We start from the raw sequence: 15211 nt of genomic DNA on the forward strand, positions 1-15211 counted from the left end.
TTCGGAAATCTTCTCATCAGTTCGGTATCAAATCCCGTTCAGGCAATTGTCAGGCAAGAGGCAGACAAAGGTGCATGGCGTCGTTCCATGTCGTCGAACCCGGTTGAAACACAGGACCTATAAACATGACCTATCAAGCCGTACCGTTCGGCCGCGCCAGCGCCAGCGGGACCTTCTTCCTCATGGCCTCGACCTGGCTGTTGCTGCTTTCCATTTTTTATGCATTCCCGGCGATGGATATTGCCATCTCGTCGTTCTTCTTCCGCGGAGCGCTTTGCGGGGGAGGTGCGGGATGCGGCAGCTTTGCCTTCGGCCGCTATGAATCCATCAAATTGCTGCGCTGGGCTCTGTATGTTTTGCCGTACATCGCGGCCGTCGCGATCGTGATCGCCGTCATCGCGGGAAGCCTGTCCAAATCGATTGCAGCGAAAATGCCGATGCGGCGCCTGTGGCTCTCGCTCGCCACTTTGGGCCTCAGCACCGGATTGATCGTCAACCTGCTGCTGAAGAGCCATTCGGGGCGTCCCCGCCCGATTCAGACCAACTTTTTCGGCGGTCACATGGACTTTATGCCGGCCGGATCGTTTCTCGGTCAATGTACGAGCAACTGCTCCTTCGTGTCTGGTGAGGCGTCGGGAGCCGGCTGGTTGCTGTGCCTGATCATCCTTCTGCCGCCGAAGGCAAGGCTCTGGTTCGGTCCGCCGTTTGCGATTGCTTCAGTCGCGACCGCAGTCCTGCGCGTCGTGGTCGGCGCCCACTATATCTCCGATGTCGTCCTCGGCTTTTTGATGCCGATCGTCGTCTTCTCCGGCCTGATCGCATTCGAACAGCGCTTTCTGACTTCCGCCAGATGACCGGCGATACTCGCACAAAACAATGTTTGACTGTCCTCTGAGGTTTGGTGCATGCCGGATTATATAAGCGCGTTGATCTTGGGTGCGGTCGAAGGGTTGACCGAATTCATTCCCGTCTCATCGACGGCCCACCTGATCCTTCTCGGACATTTTCTCGGTGTCAAATCGGCCGCCACCTTCGACGTTCTGATCCAGCTTGGCGCGATCCTCGCCATCTTGCTGGTTAACTTCCGAAAGCTCGCGGAGATCGTCTCGCAGTTGCCACGGAGCCGCCGCGCGCAGCGTTTCGTGCTTGCGGTGCTTCTGGGCTTCCTGCCCGCCGCCGTCATCGGCGCTATCGCGCATGACTTCATCAAATCCGCGCTCTTCGAGTCGCCGGTCCTAATCTGCGTCGTCCTGATCATCGGCGGGCTGGTCCTGCTGTTCGTCGACAAGATCGGTCTTTCTCCGCGGTATCACTACGCCATGGATTTCAGCCTGCCGATGGCGCTAAAGATCGGGTTCTTTCAATGTCTCGCCATGATCCCGGGTACGTCGCGCTCTGGGTCGACGATCGTCGGTGCGCTGCTGCTCGGCGCCGATAAGCGCTCGGCCGCCGAGTTCTGCTTCTTTCTGGCGATGCCGACGATGGTCGGCGCCTTTGCACTGGATCTCTACAAAAGCAGGAACGATCTGAGTGCCGATCAAGGTGTGATGATCGCGATCGGCTTTGCCGCCGCCTTCGTCGCTGCTCTGTGTGTCGTGCGCACTTTGCTCGACTTCGTATCGCGCCGCGGCTATGGGATTTTTGGCTGGTGGCGCATCGCGGTCGGCATGGTCGGATTGCTCATGCTGTCGGTTTTGGGGATAGCGGCGATGCGGAGGGCGGTCCGATGACGGCGATCACCAGCATAACCTCGACCGTGACCGCGTCGTTTCTCGGCTCCTTCGTCGAGATCGTTGAGGCTTTCACCATCATTCTCGCGGTCGGCGTCACGCAGAGCTGGCGGGCGGCCTTCACGGGCACCGCGATTGCCCTCGTCTTGCTGGCCGTCCTTGTGCTTTTGCTCGGGCCGTCGCTCAGTCTCGTTCCGCTGGAGTGGATGCAGTTCGTCATCGGCACGCTGCTGCTGTTGTTCGGGCTGCGCTGGCTCAGAAAGGCGATTCTGCGCGCATCGGGCATCATCCCCTTCCGGGACGAAGAGAAAGCCTATGCCGCCGAAACCGAAATGCTGATGCGGCGCGCAGCCGACCGCCGGGCAAACTTCCTTGCCGGTGCGGCAGCGTTCAAAGCCGTGCTGCTTGAAGGTGTCGAGGTGGTCTTCATCGTCGTTGCCGCAGGGGCGGGGCGGGAGGGCATGCTTGGCTATGCAAGCATCGGCGCGCTGGCGGCGTGTGTGCTCGTGCTGGCTATCGGCGCAACCGTCCATAAGCCGTTGGTCAAGATTCCCGAAAACAGCCTCAAGTTTGCCGTCGGCCTGCTTCTTGCGAGTTTTGGAATTTTCTGGGTGGGAGAGGGGCTCGGCGCGAACTGGCCCGGCGGAGACCTGTCTCTGCTTCCCATTCTTGCTGTTTTTGCAGCCGCATCTTTGATCGCGGTGAAAACCTTGCGGCACAAGCTCTATACAGAAGCGGAGAACAATCTCTGATGAAATTCCTGAAATCCGCCTTCGGCGAGCTCCTTGGAATCTTCGTCGATGATGGCGCGCTGGCCGTGATCGTGCTCGTCCTGGTGGCGGTCACCGGTCTCGCCGTCAGGATGGGATACCTTGATGCGCTGATGGGCGCGATCGTCCTGATGCTCGGATGCCTGCTGGTGCTTGTGGAGAGCCTTGCGAGAGCGTTGCGCAGTTTCTTCTATGATGAATAGCACCGCCGGGTATGTCATGCGGCCTTCGCCACGAGCAGGAGCTTGTCTACGGGATCGCGATGCCCGACGACAGCGCGCACTTCACCCGATAGCACAATCAGAGTGATTGGGAGAGGCTGATTCGGACCAAGGTCCGCAAAGGGTCGAATTTTCACGTCCGCCAACGGTGCAGACGGGCAAAATTTTGACTTCTGTGTACGATCGGAGAGGTGCGGTCGCGCCGGATGTCCGCACGTCGCGTTAGACCGTTTCGAGCAGACTAAACTGAACCGGGATAAGTTTGCGAATCTTGAGTTGCCCTGCCGCATCTTTGTCAATGACAGTCAGGAACTGTTCTTTTTCAGATCCCAACGGTATAACCAGGCGTCCGTCGGGCTTGAGCTGCTCAAGCAATGCCGGCGGCGACCGCTCGGCTGCCACCGTGACCAGTATCTTGTCGAACGGGCCGTGCTCAGGCCAGCCGCGGGACCCGTCTCCGACACGAATGCCGACATTCATAAAGCCCAGGCCCGGCAGCAGAGCCTCGGCACGGCTTGCGAATTCCTCGATGATTTCGACGCTCCAGACCTGCCCGGCGAGCTCCGCCAGGATTGCGGATTGGTAGCCCAGGCCGGTGCCGATCTCGAGCACTGCCTCGTGCGGTTGGGGAGCGAGGAGATCGGTCATGAGAGCGACGATGAAGGGCTGCGAGATGGTTTTATCGAAGCCGATCGGCAGCGGCATGTCTTGGTAGGCATACGGCGCAAGCGGGGCTGGCACGAAGAGATGCCGCGGCACCCGCTGCATCGCAGCCATCACCCGCTCATCGAGCGCCGTCCTGCCAAGCTCTTGGCTCGCAAGCTCAACATGGATTGCAATCAACTCGACCATGTGCCTGCGCAGGACCGCGAGGTGCTTTTCATTCATTGGTTTCATGATCACGGGCTTTCCTCAGCCAGTTTATTCCCAGATAGCTCTGTGATCAAACTCAGGAATGACCGGAATGCAGTCCACTTGCGCCATAACGCGAGCAAACCCAGTGGCCGCAATGGTTTAGGGTTTCGGGTGCCGTCAGGCGTACGAAAGCCTCTCATGCAGGAACCCGCGGTCCGCACACTCTGGTCTATGGGGTTTTGTGTTTCAGGGCGGCCCAGGGGCAGTCAATCACAGCAGCGTCCGTAGGACCAAGCGCGTTGAAGAAGGCGTCTGCAGGCGTGATCGCAGAGATTTTTGCAGTGACTCCGAGAGAGTTTTCAAGGCTGAGAGTTATCGCCACTCCGCTTGGCCGCAAGCCATCCCGTTGGCCGACGCTGATGTGAGGTGGCCACATGAATGAACAAGCTATGCCGGGTCATGAAGCGTTCTCCCGGTTCGTTGCCGCCGTGTCTGGCGGCCCGCGCGGCTGTCGCCACCGTTCGAATACCTCAATGATGATCATGCGTCCGCCACAGCAGGGACATGACGGGCGAACGTTGGTCTGTTCGTCCGCTGCGTCGTGACAGGGCGGCGCAGCGACGTTCGGGAGTTCGCGAGCGCGTGCGATGCTGCTCGTGCGGGAGCCGCCGGCGAGCAGGCCGTAGTGACGAATGCGATGGAAGCCGCGCGGCAGGACATGGAGCAGGAAGCGGCGGATGAATTCGTCGGTGGTGAGCGTCATGATCTGCTGCCGGTCGGCCCCATCGCGGCGGTTAGTCCTTGTAGCGGAAGGTTACGCCGCTCTGGTCGAAGCTGATGAGGCGGCTATTCGATATTGCGACCCTATGAGTGTAGCGCGACAGATAGGCGAGCACTGCTTCCGGGCCGGCGAAGGGTGGCTTGGCGTAAACGACCCAGCGCGTCTTGCGGACCGGCGACAGATGACGCACGAATGCCCGGCGATCAGCCAAATGTGCTGCCGATCCGAAGAAGGCAAGCCGGCCGGCGTCATGGAGCTGGAGCAGCCGAGTGAGGAACAGGCGGCGGAACAGCTTGCCCAGCACGCGCACCGGCAGAAGGAACGCAGCACGCGACGAGATCCATCGTTTCCCGTCGAGGGCAATGCCGCCGCCCGGCACAATCATGCATACATGGGGATGATGCATCATTGCCGAGCCCCATGTATGCAGGACAGCAGTGATGCCGATGCGTGCGCCGAGATGCTTCGGGTCGGCAGCGATCGTCAGCATCGTTTCCGATGCGGCCTTGAAGAGCAGGTCATAGACCAGCGCCTTGTTTTGGAATGCGATGTCGGCGACCCCGGCGGGCAGTGTGAAGACGACATGGAAGTATCCCACCGGCAGCACGTCGGCTTCTCTTTCAGCGAGCCAGGTGCGGGCGGCAGCACCCTGGCACTTCGGACAGTGCCGGTTGCGGCAGGAATTGTAGGCAATGCGCCATTGGCCGCAATCCTCGCAGGCCTCGACATGTCCGCCCAATGCAGCGGTGCGGCAGTGCTCGATCGCGGACATCACCTTGAGCTGGGCTAAGCTGAGATGTCCTTCATGGGCTGCCCTGTAGGCGGGTCCGGCGGAACGGCAGATATCGGCGACCTCTATCGAGGTGCGCACGGTTCAGCCGTCGGGCGTCTTGCCTTCCATCAGCGCCATCAGCCGGTCAAGCGGCCCCGCGACCGCGTGGATCGTCCGGGTCGAGACCTTGGCATAGAGCGCGGTTGTCTCAAGCTTGCTGTGTCCGAGCAGAACCTGGATGACCCTGATATCGGTGCCGTCCTCCAGAAGGTGGGTGGCGAAGCTGTGCCTTAATGTATGCGGGCTGACGCGCTTGCGGATGCCGGCAACCTCGGCTGCTTCCTGCACCGCGCGATGCAGTTGCCGCGACGAGATCGGATCGGTGCAACTGCGCCCCGGAAACAGCCAGCCATGGGGTAACATGACGCCGCGCCGCTTTCCTTCGCGCCACCACAGTCGCAGCAGTTCCAGGAGTTGCGGCGAGAGCATGGCGTTGCGGTCCTTGCGCCCCTTGCCTTGTTCAACGCGGATCAGCATGCGTGCCGAGTCGATATCATCGACCTTGAGATGCGCGACCTCGGAGACGCGCAAGCCCGCGCCATAGGCAACGCCGAGCGCCGCCTTGTATTTGATGCCTGGTGCCGCCTCGAGCAGCAGTGCGGCTTCCTCCACGCTCAGCACCTCGGGCAGCTTGCGCGGATTGCGGGTTATCACCAGCGCTCGCGCCATATCCCGCCGCCTCAGTGTCACCGTGAACAGAAAGCGCAGCGCCGAGACCGTGCTATTGATCGTCGCCGGGCCCACACCGTTCTCATGCTGATACAACTGGAAGCGCCGTATGTCCTCGGCCGTCGCGGTGTCGGGCGTGCGCCCAAGAAAAGCGGCGAAGCGCCGGACATGACGAATGTAGTCATGCTGCGTATGGGTTCCCAAACCCCGCATCACCATGTCTTGTTGCATGCGCTGGCGAAGCGGTGTGATCGGGGCATCGTTTGAAAAGCTGGCCATGGAAAGTTCCTCTCGTTGAAGGGAACTCAATCGTCTGGCAACAGCCTCTGCCTGCCTAGAACTTCAGATAATCACACCAACCTCACCGCGCGCACATGGGGAGTTATAGCATCGGCTCTTGTAAAATGGCAATATGCCGCGTATCTATATGGCATATTGCCAGAACAGATCAGGAGTAGATGATGTCGATCACCGTCGTTGAGGAAATCGCCCGGAAGCTCGGTGGCCGCTCGGTGTTCGGGACCGTGATTCGCTCTCAGGCTGATCTTGCTCTCGCGGTTAGCAACCGCCTGCCATTGACAGCGTTGAAGGGGCTCAGCTTAGCCGGGCTGAGCGAGCAGGAAATCGAGCGCTTCGTCATCCCTCAGCGCACACGGCGGCATCGTGCCGACAAAAAGCAGCCACTCACCGTCGATGAATCCGATCGTGCCGTTCGGCTTATGCGAATTCAGACCCTCGCCGAGGAGACGTTCGAATCCGCCGACAAGGCTGGTCGCTGGCTGCGCCGGCCTCTCACCGAGCTTAGTGGCCAAACGCCGCTTGTGGTGGCACAGACTGAAACGGGCGCCAGGGTCATCGAAACGATACTCGGCAAAATTACCTGGGGCGCTGCTGCCTGATGCTTCTCTGGCGATTGTCGGGGACGCGATATGCGCATGCGTTGGATGGTGGATATGGTCTTCATTTCGACGGCCGATGGAACACGATTGGCCACCCGATTACTTATTGCGCGACATCTCCGTCCTTATGTGTCTTAGAAAAGCTTGTTCACATCGAAGATCCTGCGCTTCTCCCGCCGCTCACGAGGGTCACTTATGAGATGCCGGATGACGCCGAAATCGAGACTGTCACCCTTGACGCCCTTCCGGAGGATTGGCGTCTGCGGGAAGGTCTGACCCAGCAAATAGGGGATAACTGGCATCAGGGACGATCTAGTCTGCTGTTGCGCGTGCCTTCGGCCATTGTGCCCGTCGCCAACTCGCCCGACCTTAATGTTCTGGTCAATCACGCACACCTTGACGCTGCTGCCATCAAAGCAGTTACCGCCGAGCCGTTCGTGCTCGATCCAAGGCTATTCGGCACCGCGGATGTCCCGCCCACAGTGGAGTAACAAACACGTGATACCAAACCAAAGAGAGCGATTCGCGTGGTAGTATTCCCGTGAGGCGCCTTGCTCAGGTAGACGGTCGTTCGGCCCATGAACTGCATCTCGTATCTGAGTAAAAGGTTGATTTTTTGAGAAGGGCAACCCCGCTGAATGTTTCCGTAGAACTGAGCTCTTACCCCGAACTTGACGATCGGATCGTGGTCGTCCGGGCGGGAGACGAGGTTGATGCCATATTTGTTCTAACTGAACGATTTAACGTCCTGATCGACACTTTGGGGACGCCCGAGTTATGCCGGATGGCGTTGGACATGCTTGGGGGAAAAGCGGAGGCTCGCCCGCTGATCGTCGTCAACTCGCACATGGACTGGGATCATTTCTGGGGTAACGCTGCCGTTGCCGGGCGAGCTCCTATCGTTGCGCATGCTGCGGCGCTCGAACGCTTACGCGATCCGTCCTCACGGCAGGTCCTAAGAGACAAGGCGAGCCAGAATTCAAGATTTCAGAACGTCGAGCTCATCGGTCCTGATATTACATTCTCCGGCTCGATGACGCTCAATGGCGGCGATCTGACGCTGGAACTCATTCATACGCCGGGACACACGCCCGACCACGTTGCTGTGTGGATCCCTGAACTTCGCACCTGTCTAGCCGTCGATGCGGTGGAATACCCAATCCCCGAGGTCTGGAGTAAAAATCCGGACGACCTCCGCTTGATCTGCTCGTCACTCAAGCGGATACGCGACCTGGATGCAAAGTTCGTTATCCCCGCCCACGGCAGGACATTTTCTCCTTCGACGGTAGACGATAATCTGGCCTATTTCGAAGAATTGGCTAATCGTGTTCGCAATTTAAGCGAAAGCCAACTGGCGGACCCAGAGCTGAGCAAATCAAGCGGCCTCCGACTTCAGGATATTGTGCCCATTCCGGAGGACTTACCCGTGCACGTGTTCGAATTCTATGAAAAATGCCATGAGACGAACCTTGGTGCGACGATTCAGACATGTGTTGAAAGACAGCCATGATGAGGCGGCATCAGAACGCCGACCTCGACGAGAACCGTGAGCCTAACCAACGATATTCCTGATACCCAGCTTGAAAGACGCGATTACAGAACGCCCGGACGTCATCCCTGGCATGGTGGGTGGGCCAGATGTCATGCGCAACACTATCAGGTCTCCGATTTCGGAGACGCTGCTCATCGCAAGCCTCAAACAACTTAGGCAGAATTGCGAAATTCAATGTCTGAATGGCAAAATCCTTGATCCTTTTGCCGTATTAATGTTGCGCACCTAAGCCGCGACGTTCTTCGGAATTCCGTTCTTTGCCACTTCATCCGGCTGCGGCTCGGTACCGATCTTGGCCCCGTCGTGCTTGCCAACTCTGACGGCGAGCGAAGTTGCCGAACAACGCCCGCCAAGCGCGATCCGCAACGACCAATAGGGCTTTGCCGAGATGACCATCAATCGTCGCCAGGTGCAAAGTTCCATAAATCGCCTTCGCCTCAGACGCGCTCGGACCGACCGCCTACAAGTCTCGGTGTATTCAGGCCCCACGCAACCAAACAAATTTGCAAAATTCGCCCATTCGGCGTATTTACTCTGGAGCTTCTCACCATACCGGTCGAGGAGCTTTCTGTTTGCGCGCCGTTTCCAACTCGCCTGACGCAAGCCTTTCCTCGAAGTCGTTCTGTACTTCGGCCAAGTAGCGCTTGGTCGATGGGATTGATCATGGCACGGTGCGTAATGGGTTACGGTGTTGCGGGCGTTGCGCGGACGTTCAGTCATTCGGATCTCGGGCGCTCCGCAGGCGGCAGCAACCTGCATTGAACCAATTCCGTGCGCTATTCCGCTCTATTGGACGAAAATGAGCGGAATTCCGCTTGCATTCGTGCGCTGGGCTTGAGAGTTCGCAAAAAAAGCGACGTGGCTGACGGAAGGTGCGACTACTTCAAAAGCCAGAAACGATCCAATCCGGTCATGCGGCCAAAAATGAGCGGCCGCAACGCGGAAATAATTCCCGCCAAATCGTGCTAAAGCCACTATGGTTTCGGGCCTCCTGTGCCATTTACCATTCGAAAGCCCTGTTAACTCAACGAGGGATCTCATTAACCTGCAACCGCTCAGGCAAATACTGCTTCCGATATCGCAACCAGACCAGGCTGTCGGTGGCGATCGAGGGCCGTCAGGAAGCGCTTCGCGAGCGTAAGGATCGACGATCGCTTTAAACAAGGCAGGAGCGGGACCACAATCACCCCATCTATGTCCTCTTGGAGCTCTGAACCCAGCGATCCGATCTCGCTTCGGCAAGACATCAAGCGGTCGAGACAGGTGCCCGAGTGTTGTCTTCGTCCATGTGCAGTGGTAGTATTCTCCAGCAACGTTGAAGCTTCAGCGCGCGCGCTGCATGTTTATCTGTGAGTTGCTTCTGATCAGCAGAAGAATCTCTCGCACATTGAGGGACGTACTCAGAAGCTTATCTTCGTCCGACGCCACTCATTGGCGCCTCCGCCGTCTGTCTTAAACGTGAACGGAAATGCTTGGAGGAAAAAATGACCAAGTCCACGATAGGTCTTACTCTCATAGGCTGCCTTGCCTTGTCTGGCTGCCAATCTGCTGCAACGTCGCAAGGAGGACGTAGCAACGAGTTCGGCTGCATCGCCGGTACGGTCGGCGGCGCAGTCGTCGGCGGTCTGGTCGGCGCGACCATTGGCTCGGGGACCGGGCAACTCTGGGCTGTTGGCGGCGGCGCCACGCTGGGCGCTGCGGGCGGCAGTGCCTTGACCTGTTGATGCGAAAGGCCGGGATGATGAAAAGAGTAGCCCTACTGACAGGATTCGTCTTTTTCACCACCATGGCGGCTGTCGCGCAGAATCAACCGACGGCCATGAACCAAGGCCAAATGGATCGCCTCGACCGCGACAAGAACGGAGCGGTCGAGCGATCCGAATATCAGGCCTTCATGACGTCGGCCTTCGCGAGCATGGACAAGAACAGGGACGGAAGCCTGAATTCCGACGAAGTTGCCCGAGTTCTGACTGTCCAGCAATTCGCTGCCATCGACGCTAACGGCGACGGCAAGGCCAGCCGGAACGAGTTCCTGAACAGGGTGATGGCGGACTTCAAGGCCGCCGATCGGGGCGGCGACGGAACCCTGCAGTAACGCAACGCGAGAGCGATCCTCGCGCCAAGGCGAGCGTGTTCCGCTCGGCTCTACGCGGTAGCGACGGCCAGGTGCGTTCGTCCCGCTGAGTACCGGCAGGCTTCCCTCAGGCGGCCCTCACATAGCCTATTATCCCGGTCTCCTGAGGCTCGAGGATGTGGCAATGGAGCATCCGGTCGTCCGGATTGTCGGCGCCTTATCTGGATGGTGCTGCGGCAGTTGAGGTGTTGATCAGATCGAAGATTTAGGTCTTGCCGTGCTCCGGAGTGGCGATGGGCGGCTGCAAGCCTGCTTGGTGTTCGGTTTCCGGGCAGGCGACATCGTTGATCCTCCAGAAAAAACTCAGCGGATGAAAGCCCCGCTACACAGCGGGCCTTTCGCGTTTGGCCCGCCATATCCAAGAAACGCAAGCCAAACCGCCGGGCAATGTCGTCAGGCAAAGCCCGGGCGGAGGAGGTGTACGTCAAGGAACCGGCGCAGTCGGCAACAGGCTCATGGGTCAGTCAAAGCGCATCCGATGGTCGCCGCATTCTGAGATAGTCGACTTCTCCGATATACGGTCGCCTAGGCCGCTGTCGGATCAAGCACGTTCATGTCGATTTCCGTGAGTTCCACGCGGCGCTCGAAGGCAATCCCGGCCTCGTCGAAGAGGTGGCAATCGGTGGCGTTGATCCCCGTGATGACAGGCGTATCGGCGCGAATCCCGACACTGCCGGGAAGCATCGCGCAGAAGTTCTCGCCCTCGCCGTTAAGCGCGGCATAGGCGACCGTATGGGCGCCAAGCCGTTCGATAACGGTCGGCGTAACGGTCAGCGAGATGTCGCCGGATCCAAGCTGCACATGCTCCGGCCGGATGCCGAGCGTAAGCGTCTTGCCGATCATGTCCTCGCGCGGAGCAACCGGCAAAGTGGCGGTCTGCCCGCCATGGTCCACCTCCACGCCGGCATCGCTGACGCTTTTGCAGGTAACCGGAAGGAAGTTCATTTTCGGATTTCCGATGAAACCGGCAACAAAGAGATTGGCCGGCTTGTGATAGAGTTCCAGCGGCGCACCGGTCTGCGAGATATCGCCGGCATCCAGCACGACGATACGGTCGGCCATGGTCATGGCTTCTACCTGGTCGTGCGTCACATAAATCATTGTGGCCTTCAACTGGCGATGCAGTTTTGCAAGCTCGATGCGCATATCGGCGCGCAGGGCCGCATCGAGGTTCGACAGCGGTTCGTCGAAGAGGAATATCTTCGGCTCGCGAACGATGGCGCGGCCGATTGCGACACGCTGGCGCTGGCCGCCGGAGAGCATGCCGGGCTTCTGCTGCAAGCGCTGATCGAGATGGAGAATACGCGCCGCATTCTCGACCTTTGCCTTGAGCTTTGACTCCTCCATCTTCTCGACGCGAAGCGGAAAGGCGATGTTCTCGAAAACAGTCATATGCGGATAAAGCGCGTAGGACTGGAACACCATGGCAATGCCGCGTTTGACCGGCGGCAGGTCGTTGACCCGGATACCGTCGATGACGATGTCGCCGGCAGTTGTCGCATCGAGACCGGCGATCATGCGCAGGAGGGTGGATTTGCCGCAGCCTGAGGGACCGACGAAGACAACGAATTCGCCGTTCTTCACATCGAGCTGCACGCCCTTCAGAACTTCGTAGTCGCCGTAGAATTTCTGCACCTTATTGAGAAAAAGCTGTCCCAAAACCTGTCTCCGGTCGCCGCTGTAGCAGCAATTGCACAATCAGGAAGGATCGCGGGTTGTTGCTCCCCGCGATCCCCATGAAGGCTACTTGAACGCCTCGATTTCGCCAGCAGCCTTCTTGAGTGCGTCGGCCGGCTGAGCCTGACCGGTCACGACGGATTGCACCATCGCAATCATCGAGTTCTGGAAGCCCTTATAGTCGGTGAATAGGGGTTCCGGACCACCGTAGCTGATGCCGTCGATCAACGGCTTCCAGTAAGGCTTTTCAGTCACCAGCTTGTCGATATTCGGCGACGGACGAAGTGGCGTCAGACCGGATTCGCCGTTGAGCTCATATTCCTCCTGGGGAGCGGGAGAGGTGATGAACTTGGCGAATTCGATTGCCTTGTCCTCGACGCCCGAACCCTTGAAGATCGCAAGACTGTCGGTGATGAGCAGAGTTCCCGGTCCCTTGGCCTGCGGGCCAAGCGGCAGGGTCGTGATGCCCCAGTCGATCTTGGTATCCTTCAGGCGGTAGGCAGCACCGGAGCCTGCCTGGATCATCGCGACCTTGCCGTCGAGGAAGATAGCGCGGACTTCGTTCTGCTCGTAGGCCGTCGGGCCTTCTTCGGAATAGGGCACAATGCTCTTATAGGCCTCCAGCGCTTTCAGCACTTCAGGGCTATCGAGAGTAATTTTACCTTCCGCGTCCGTCACCGTGCCGTTGTTGGTGTAAACCCAGTGCATGAACTGATGCATTGTGTTGTCGAAGGTCTTGGCCGAAAGGCCGAAGCCGGGGATTCCGGTTTTCTCCTTGATGATCTTGGCATATTCGATCTCCTCGTCCCAGGTCTTCGGCGGCTTCTCGGGATCAAGGCCAGCCTGCTTGAAGAGATCCTTGTTCCAGTAAAGCGCCTTTGTCGAGAAAGCGATCGGAACGCCCCATTGCGTGCCGTCGAAGGTGACGGTGTCGACGATGTGCGGATAGTAGGCCTTCTTTTCCTCATCTGTCATCGGGACCTCGACGATCAGGTCGTTCTGGGCAAATTCCTTGAGGGTACGCGAACCGACATAGGCCATTGCGACTGGCGTTCCGGCCGCAGCAAGCGTCGTTGCCTTGTCCTGGCACTGGGCCCAGCCAACGACTTCCGGCGCGATCTTCCAGCCGGTGTTCTTTTCTTCCCACTGCTTGATGTACTTCGCATGGATATCGTCGAGCTTGTCGCCGCAATAAATCCAGCTGATCTCTTGGTCGGCGGCTTCGGCTGTGACAGCGGTCAACGCCGTCGAACCGAGCAGGGCGAGCGCCATGAGGCCTGTTCTGATGGTAATACTCACGTTGTGACTCCCATTCTTGTGTTAGCTGTTCACTCGTTTTCTTGGTCTTATTGTTTCACCGCACCGGCGGTCAGCCCGCCGACGAGATAGCGTTGCAGGAAGAAGATGACGACCATCGCCGGCAGGATGCCGACGAAGGAGGCCGCCATCAGTTCGTTCCAGATGACCTCCTGCTTACCGAAATAAGCAAAGAGTCCCACCGGCAGAGGCATGTATTCGGTCTTCGAGTTGAAGGTCAGCGCGAAGATGAATTGCTGCGCATAGGCGCCGATGAAAGTGGTGATCGCCACGACGATGATCCCGGGCATGGCGATAGGCAGGATCACGCGGCGAAGCGTGTAGAAATGGCTGGCGCCATCCATATACGCGGCTTCATTCAATTCCTGGGGAATGCGGATCATATAGGTCCTGAGAAGCCAGATCGCCGATGGAATGAGGAAGGCCACGCCCGGCACGATCATGGCGAGATAGGTGTTGAGGACGCCCATGCTGCGCATCAGCCGGAAGAGAGGGATCAAGAGTACCGCGCCGGAGAACATGTTGACTGTCAGGAAGGCGCCGAGAAGGATGCCCATGCCCCTGAACTCGAACCGTGCAAAGGCGTAGGACGCCGGGATGACGAGACACAGAACGACTATCGTGACGATGATCGATATGAAGAACGAATTGAAAATATAGCGCCCGAAACCTGGAACGCTGACCCACATCGTTCGGTAGGCCTCGAAGGAGCCGTTCTCCGGCCAAAACCGATAAGGCGAGGAAAAGAGCTGGCTCAACGGTTTCAGCGAAACCAGAAAGCCTTCGACGAAGGGCGAAAGAACGAAGGCCAGAAACAGCGCGATGCCGCAATAAATCAGCACGAGTTCCCACCAGCTGTAGCGATCGATCATAGCGGGGCTGCTCATGCGCGCTTCTCCGGGTTGAGACGGCGGGTGACACGAAAATAGGCAAAGCAGAAGAGCGACAGGAAGATGCAGATCAGCACCGCACGTGCAGCGCCTTCACCGTATTTCTTGGAGCCGATGGCAGTCTGATAGGTATCGATGATCATTGTGGTCGTTTGACCGCTCGGACCGCCCTGGGTCAGAATCCAGATGATATCGAAGGAATTGAACGTGGCGATCAAAGACAGCATCGACATCGTAATGATCGCCGGGACCATCAGCGGCAGCGTGATGCGGCGGAAACGATAAAATCGGCCGGCGCCATCTGTCCAGGCTGCCTCGTAGAGGTCCTTCGGAATGGATTGGATCGCGGCCAGAAAATAGATGGTGACCAGCGGAACGCCGATCCAGACGTCGGTGATGATCGTTGCCCAGAAGGCGGTGCTTCCGTAAGCCAGGAATGCCACTGGTCCGTCGGTCAGGCCGAAGCGCTGCAGAAGTCCGGAGATCATCCCGAACTGTCCGTTGTACATCCACCCCCACATGAAGATGCCGATCGCCATCGGCACGATCCATGGCGGCATGGTGAGCAGGCGGAAAAGCGAGCGGCCGGGCACGGCAGCGTTGAGCATCGTCGCGCCGAAGGTGCCGATGATCATTTTGATCGAAACCGAAAAGAACGTCCATATGAAGGTGCGGAGGATGACTTCCGCAAATGTGGCGTTGAAGATCTTCTCGTAGTTGATCCAGCCGACCCAGTTCGTCGTCTTCCTGAGCGATGCGTCGGTGAAGGAAAGAATGAACGTATCGACCAGCGGATAGGCGACGATCGCCATGACGTAAAGGACAGCTGGAAGGAGAAGGATCCAGGCGAAGATGACGGTGCTTTTTTGAACACTCATCCTGCC

At 58.6% G+C, this 15211-nt stretch carries 16 protein-coding genes and 1 pseudogene; 9 read left to right on the forward strand and 8 right to left on the reverse strand.

Annotated elements, in window-relative coordinates:
• The first annotated feature begins 125 nt into the window (after positions 1–125).
• Genes ACZ9DP_RS17935 through ACZ9DP_RS17950 form a run of 4 tightly spaced genes read left to right on the forward strand, consistent with a single transcriptional unit; the run spans position 126 to position 2703 of the window.
• Entirely contained in the window at positions 126–854 is a 729-nt protein-coding gene (locus tag ACZ9DP_RS17935) for a phosphatase PAP2 family protein (protein ID WP_476203103.1), read from the forward strand.
• 51 nt (positions 855–905) lie between these two features.
• Positions 906–1730 carry an undecaprenyl-diphosphate phosphatase gene (locus ACZ9DP_RS17940; RefSeq protein WP_476203104.1) on the forward strand — a complete coding sequence of 275 codons (825 nt, stop codon included), beginning with the start codon at positions 906–908 and terminating at the stop codon, positions 1728–1730.
• Positions 1727–2482, forward strand: coding sequence for a COG4280 domain-containing protein (locus tag ACZ9DP_RS17945; protein ID WP_476203105.1), 756 nt, complete (start codon positions 1727–1729; stop codon positions 2480–2482). The genes ACZ9DP_RS17940 and ACZ9DP_RS17945 overlap by 4 nt, the downstream gene beginning before the upstream one ends.
• The gene (locus ACZ9DP_RS17950) at positions 2482–2703 is read left to right on the forward strand and encodes a hypothetical protein (RefSeq protein ID WP_476203106.1); all 222 of its coding nucleotides are present in this window, start codon (positions 2482–2484) and stop codon (positions 2701–2703) included. Before ACZ9DP_RS17945 ends, ACZ9DP_RS17950 begins: the two co-directional genes overlap by 1 nt.
• A gap of 240 nt (positions 2704–2943) precedes the next feature.
• Here the strand turns inward: ACZ9DP_RS17950 and ACZ9DP_RS17955 are convergent, their stop codons facing one another.
• The 3 genes and pseudogenes from ACZ9DP_RS17955 to ACZ9DP_RS17965 form a co-directional block, all read right to left on the reverse strand.
• On the reverse strand, positions 2944–3618 hold the full coding sequence (locus ACZ9DP_RS17955) for a protein-L-isoaspartate(D-aspartate) O-methyltransferase (protein ID WP_476203107.1): 675 nt from the start codon (positions 3616–3618) through the stop codon (positions 2944–2946).
• A gap of 415 nt (positions 3619–4033) precedes the next feature.
• Positions 4034–5228 (reverse strand): annotated as a pseudogene (locus ACZ9DP_RS17960) (IS91 family transposase).
• 3 nt (positions 5229–5231) lie between these two features.
• Positions 5232–6137, reverse strand: a complete 906-nt coding sequence (locus tag ACZ9DP_RS17965; RefSeq protein ID WP_476203108.1) for a tyrosine-type recombinase/integrase — start codon at positions 6135–6137, stop codon at positions 5232–5234.
• A 182-nt stretch (positions 6138–6319) separates the two neighbouring features.
• Between ACZ9DP_RS17965 and parS the strand changes: the two genes are divergently transcribed.
• From parS to ACZ9DP_RS17980, 3 genes are all read left to right on the forward strand, one after another.
• Positions 6320–6757 (forward strand): type II RES/Xre toxin-antitoxin system antitoxin, encoded by a 438-nt coding sequence (gene parS, locus ACZ9DP_RS17970; protein ID WP_476203109.1) that lies wholly within the window; start codon positions 6320–6322, stop codon positions 6755–6757.
• Positions 6757–7248 carry an RES family NAD+ phosphorylase gene (locus ACZ9DP_RS17975; RefSeq protein ID WP_476203110.1) on the forward strand — a complete coding sequence of 164 codons (492 nt, stop codon included), beginning with the start codon at positions 6757–6759 and terminating at the stop codon, positions 7246–7248. The genes parS and ACZ9DP_RS17975 overlap by 1 nt, the downstream gene beginning before the upstream one ends.
• Positions 7249–7391: 143 nt before the next feature.
• Positions 7392–8267 carry an MBL fold metallo-hydrolase gene (locus ACZ9DP_RS17980; protein ID WP_476205395.1) on the forward strand — a complete coding sequence of 292 codons (876 nt, stop codon included), beginning with the start codon at positions 7392–7394 and terminating at the stop codon, positions 8265–8267.
• 267 nt (positions 8268–8534) lie between these two features.
• Here ACZ9DP_RS17980 and ACZ9DP_RS17985 read toward each other — a convergent pair whose 3' ends face one another.
• Positions 8535–8732, reverse strand: a complete 198-nt coding sequence (locus ACZ9DP_RS17985) for a hypothetical protein (RefSeq protein WP_476203111.1) — start codon at positions 8730–8732, stop codon at positions 8535–8537.
• Between the two features lie 1061 nt (positions 8733–9793).
• Between ACZ9DP_RS17985 and ACZ9DP_RS17990 the strand changes: the two genes are divergently transcribed.
• Complete coding sequence (locus ACZ9DP_RS17990; protein ID WP_476203112.1) at positions 9794–10033, forward strand: hypothetical protein; 240 nt, start codon at positions 9794–9796, stop codon at positions 10031–10033.
• 17 nt (positions 10034–10050) lie between these two features.
• Positions 10051–10404 carry an EF-hand domain-containing protein gene (locus ACZ9DP_RS17995; RefSeq protein WP_476205396.1) on the forward strand — a complete coding sequence of 118 codons (354 nt, stop codon included), beginning with the start codon at positions 10051–10053 and terminating at the stop codon, positions 10402–10404.
• A 564-nt stretch (positions 10405–10968) separates the two neighbouring features.
• Here ACZ9DP_RS17995 and ACZ9DP_RS18000 read toward each other — a convergent pair.
• The 4 genes from ACZ9DP_RS18000 to ACZ9DP_RS18015 all read right to left on the reverse strand — a co-directional run bounded on the left by ACZ9DP_RS18000 (position 10969) and on the right by ACZ9DP_RS18015 (position 15205).
• Positions 10969–12102, reverse strand: a complete 1134-nt coding sequence (locus ACZ9DP_RS18000) for an ABC transporter ATP-binding protein (protein ID WP_476203113.1) — start codon at positions 12100–12102, stop codon at positions 10969–10971.
• 84 nt (positions 12103–12186) lie between these two features.
• The gene (locus ACZ9DP_RS18005; protein ID WP_239599417.1) at positions 12187–13392 is read right to left on the reverse strand and encodes an ABC transporter substrate-binding protein; all 1206 of its coding nucleotides are present in this window, start codon (positions 13390–13392) and stop codon (positions 12187–12189) included.
• Between the two features lie 74 nt (positions 13393–13466).
• The gene (locus ACZ9DP_RS18010) at positions 13467–14324 is read right to left on the reverse strand and encodes a carbohydrate ABC transporter permease (protein ID WP_239597365.1); all 858 of its coding nucleotides are present in this window, start codon (positions 14322–14324) and stop codon (positions 13467–13469) included.
• Positions 14321–15205: a carbohydrate ABC transporter permease gene (locus ACZ9DP_RS18015; protein WP_022718732.1), complete on the reverse strand. Its 885-nt coding sequence runs from the start codon at positions 15203–15205 to the stop codon at positions 14321–14323. Before ACZ9DP_RS18015 ends, ACZ9DP_RS18010 begins: the two co-directional genes overlap by 4 nt.
• Between the last annotated feature and the right edge of the window lie 6 nt (positions 15206–15211).

It is taken from the genome of Rhizobium sp. USDA 4016 (assembly GCF_056279705.1).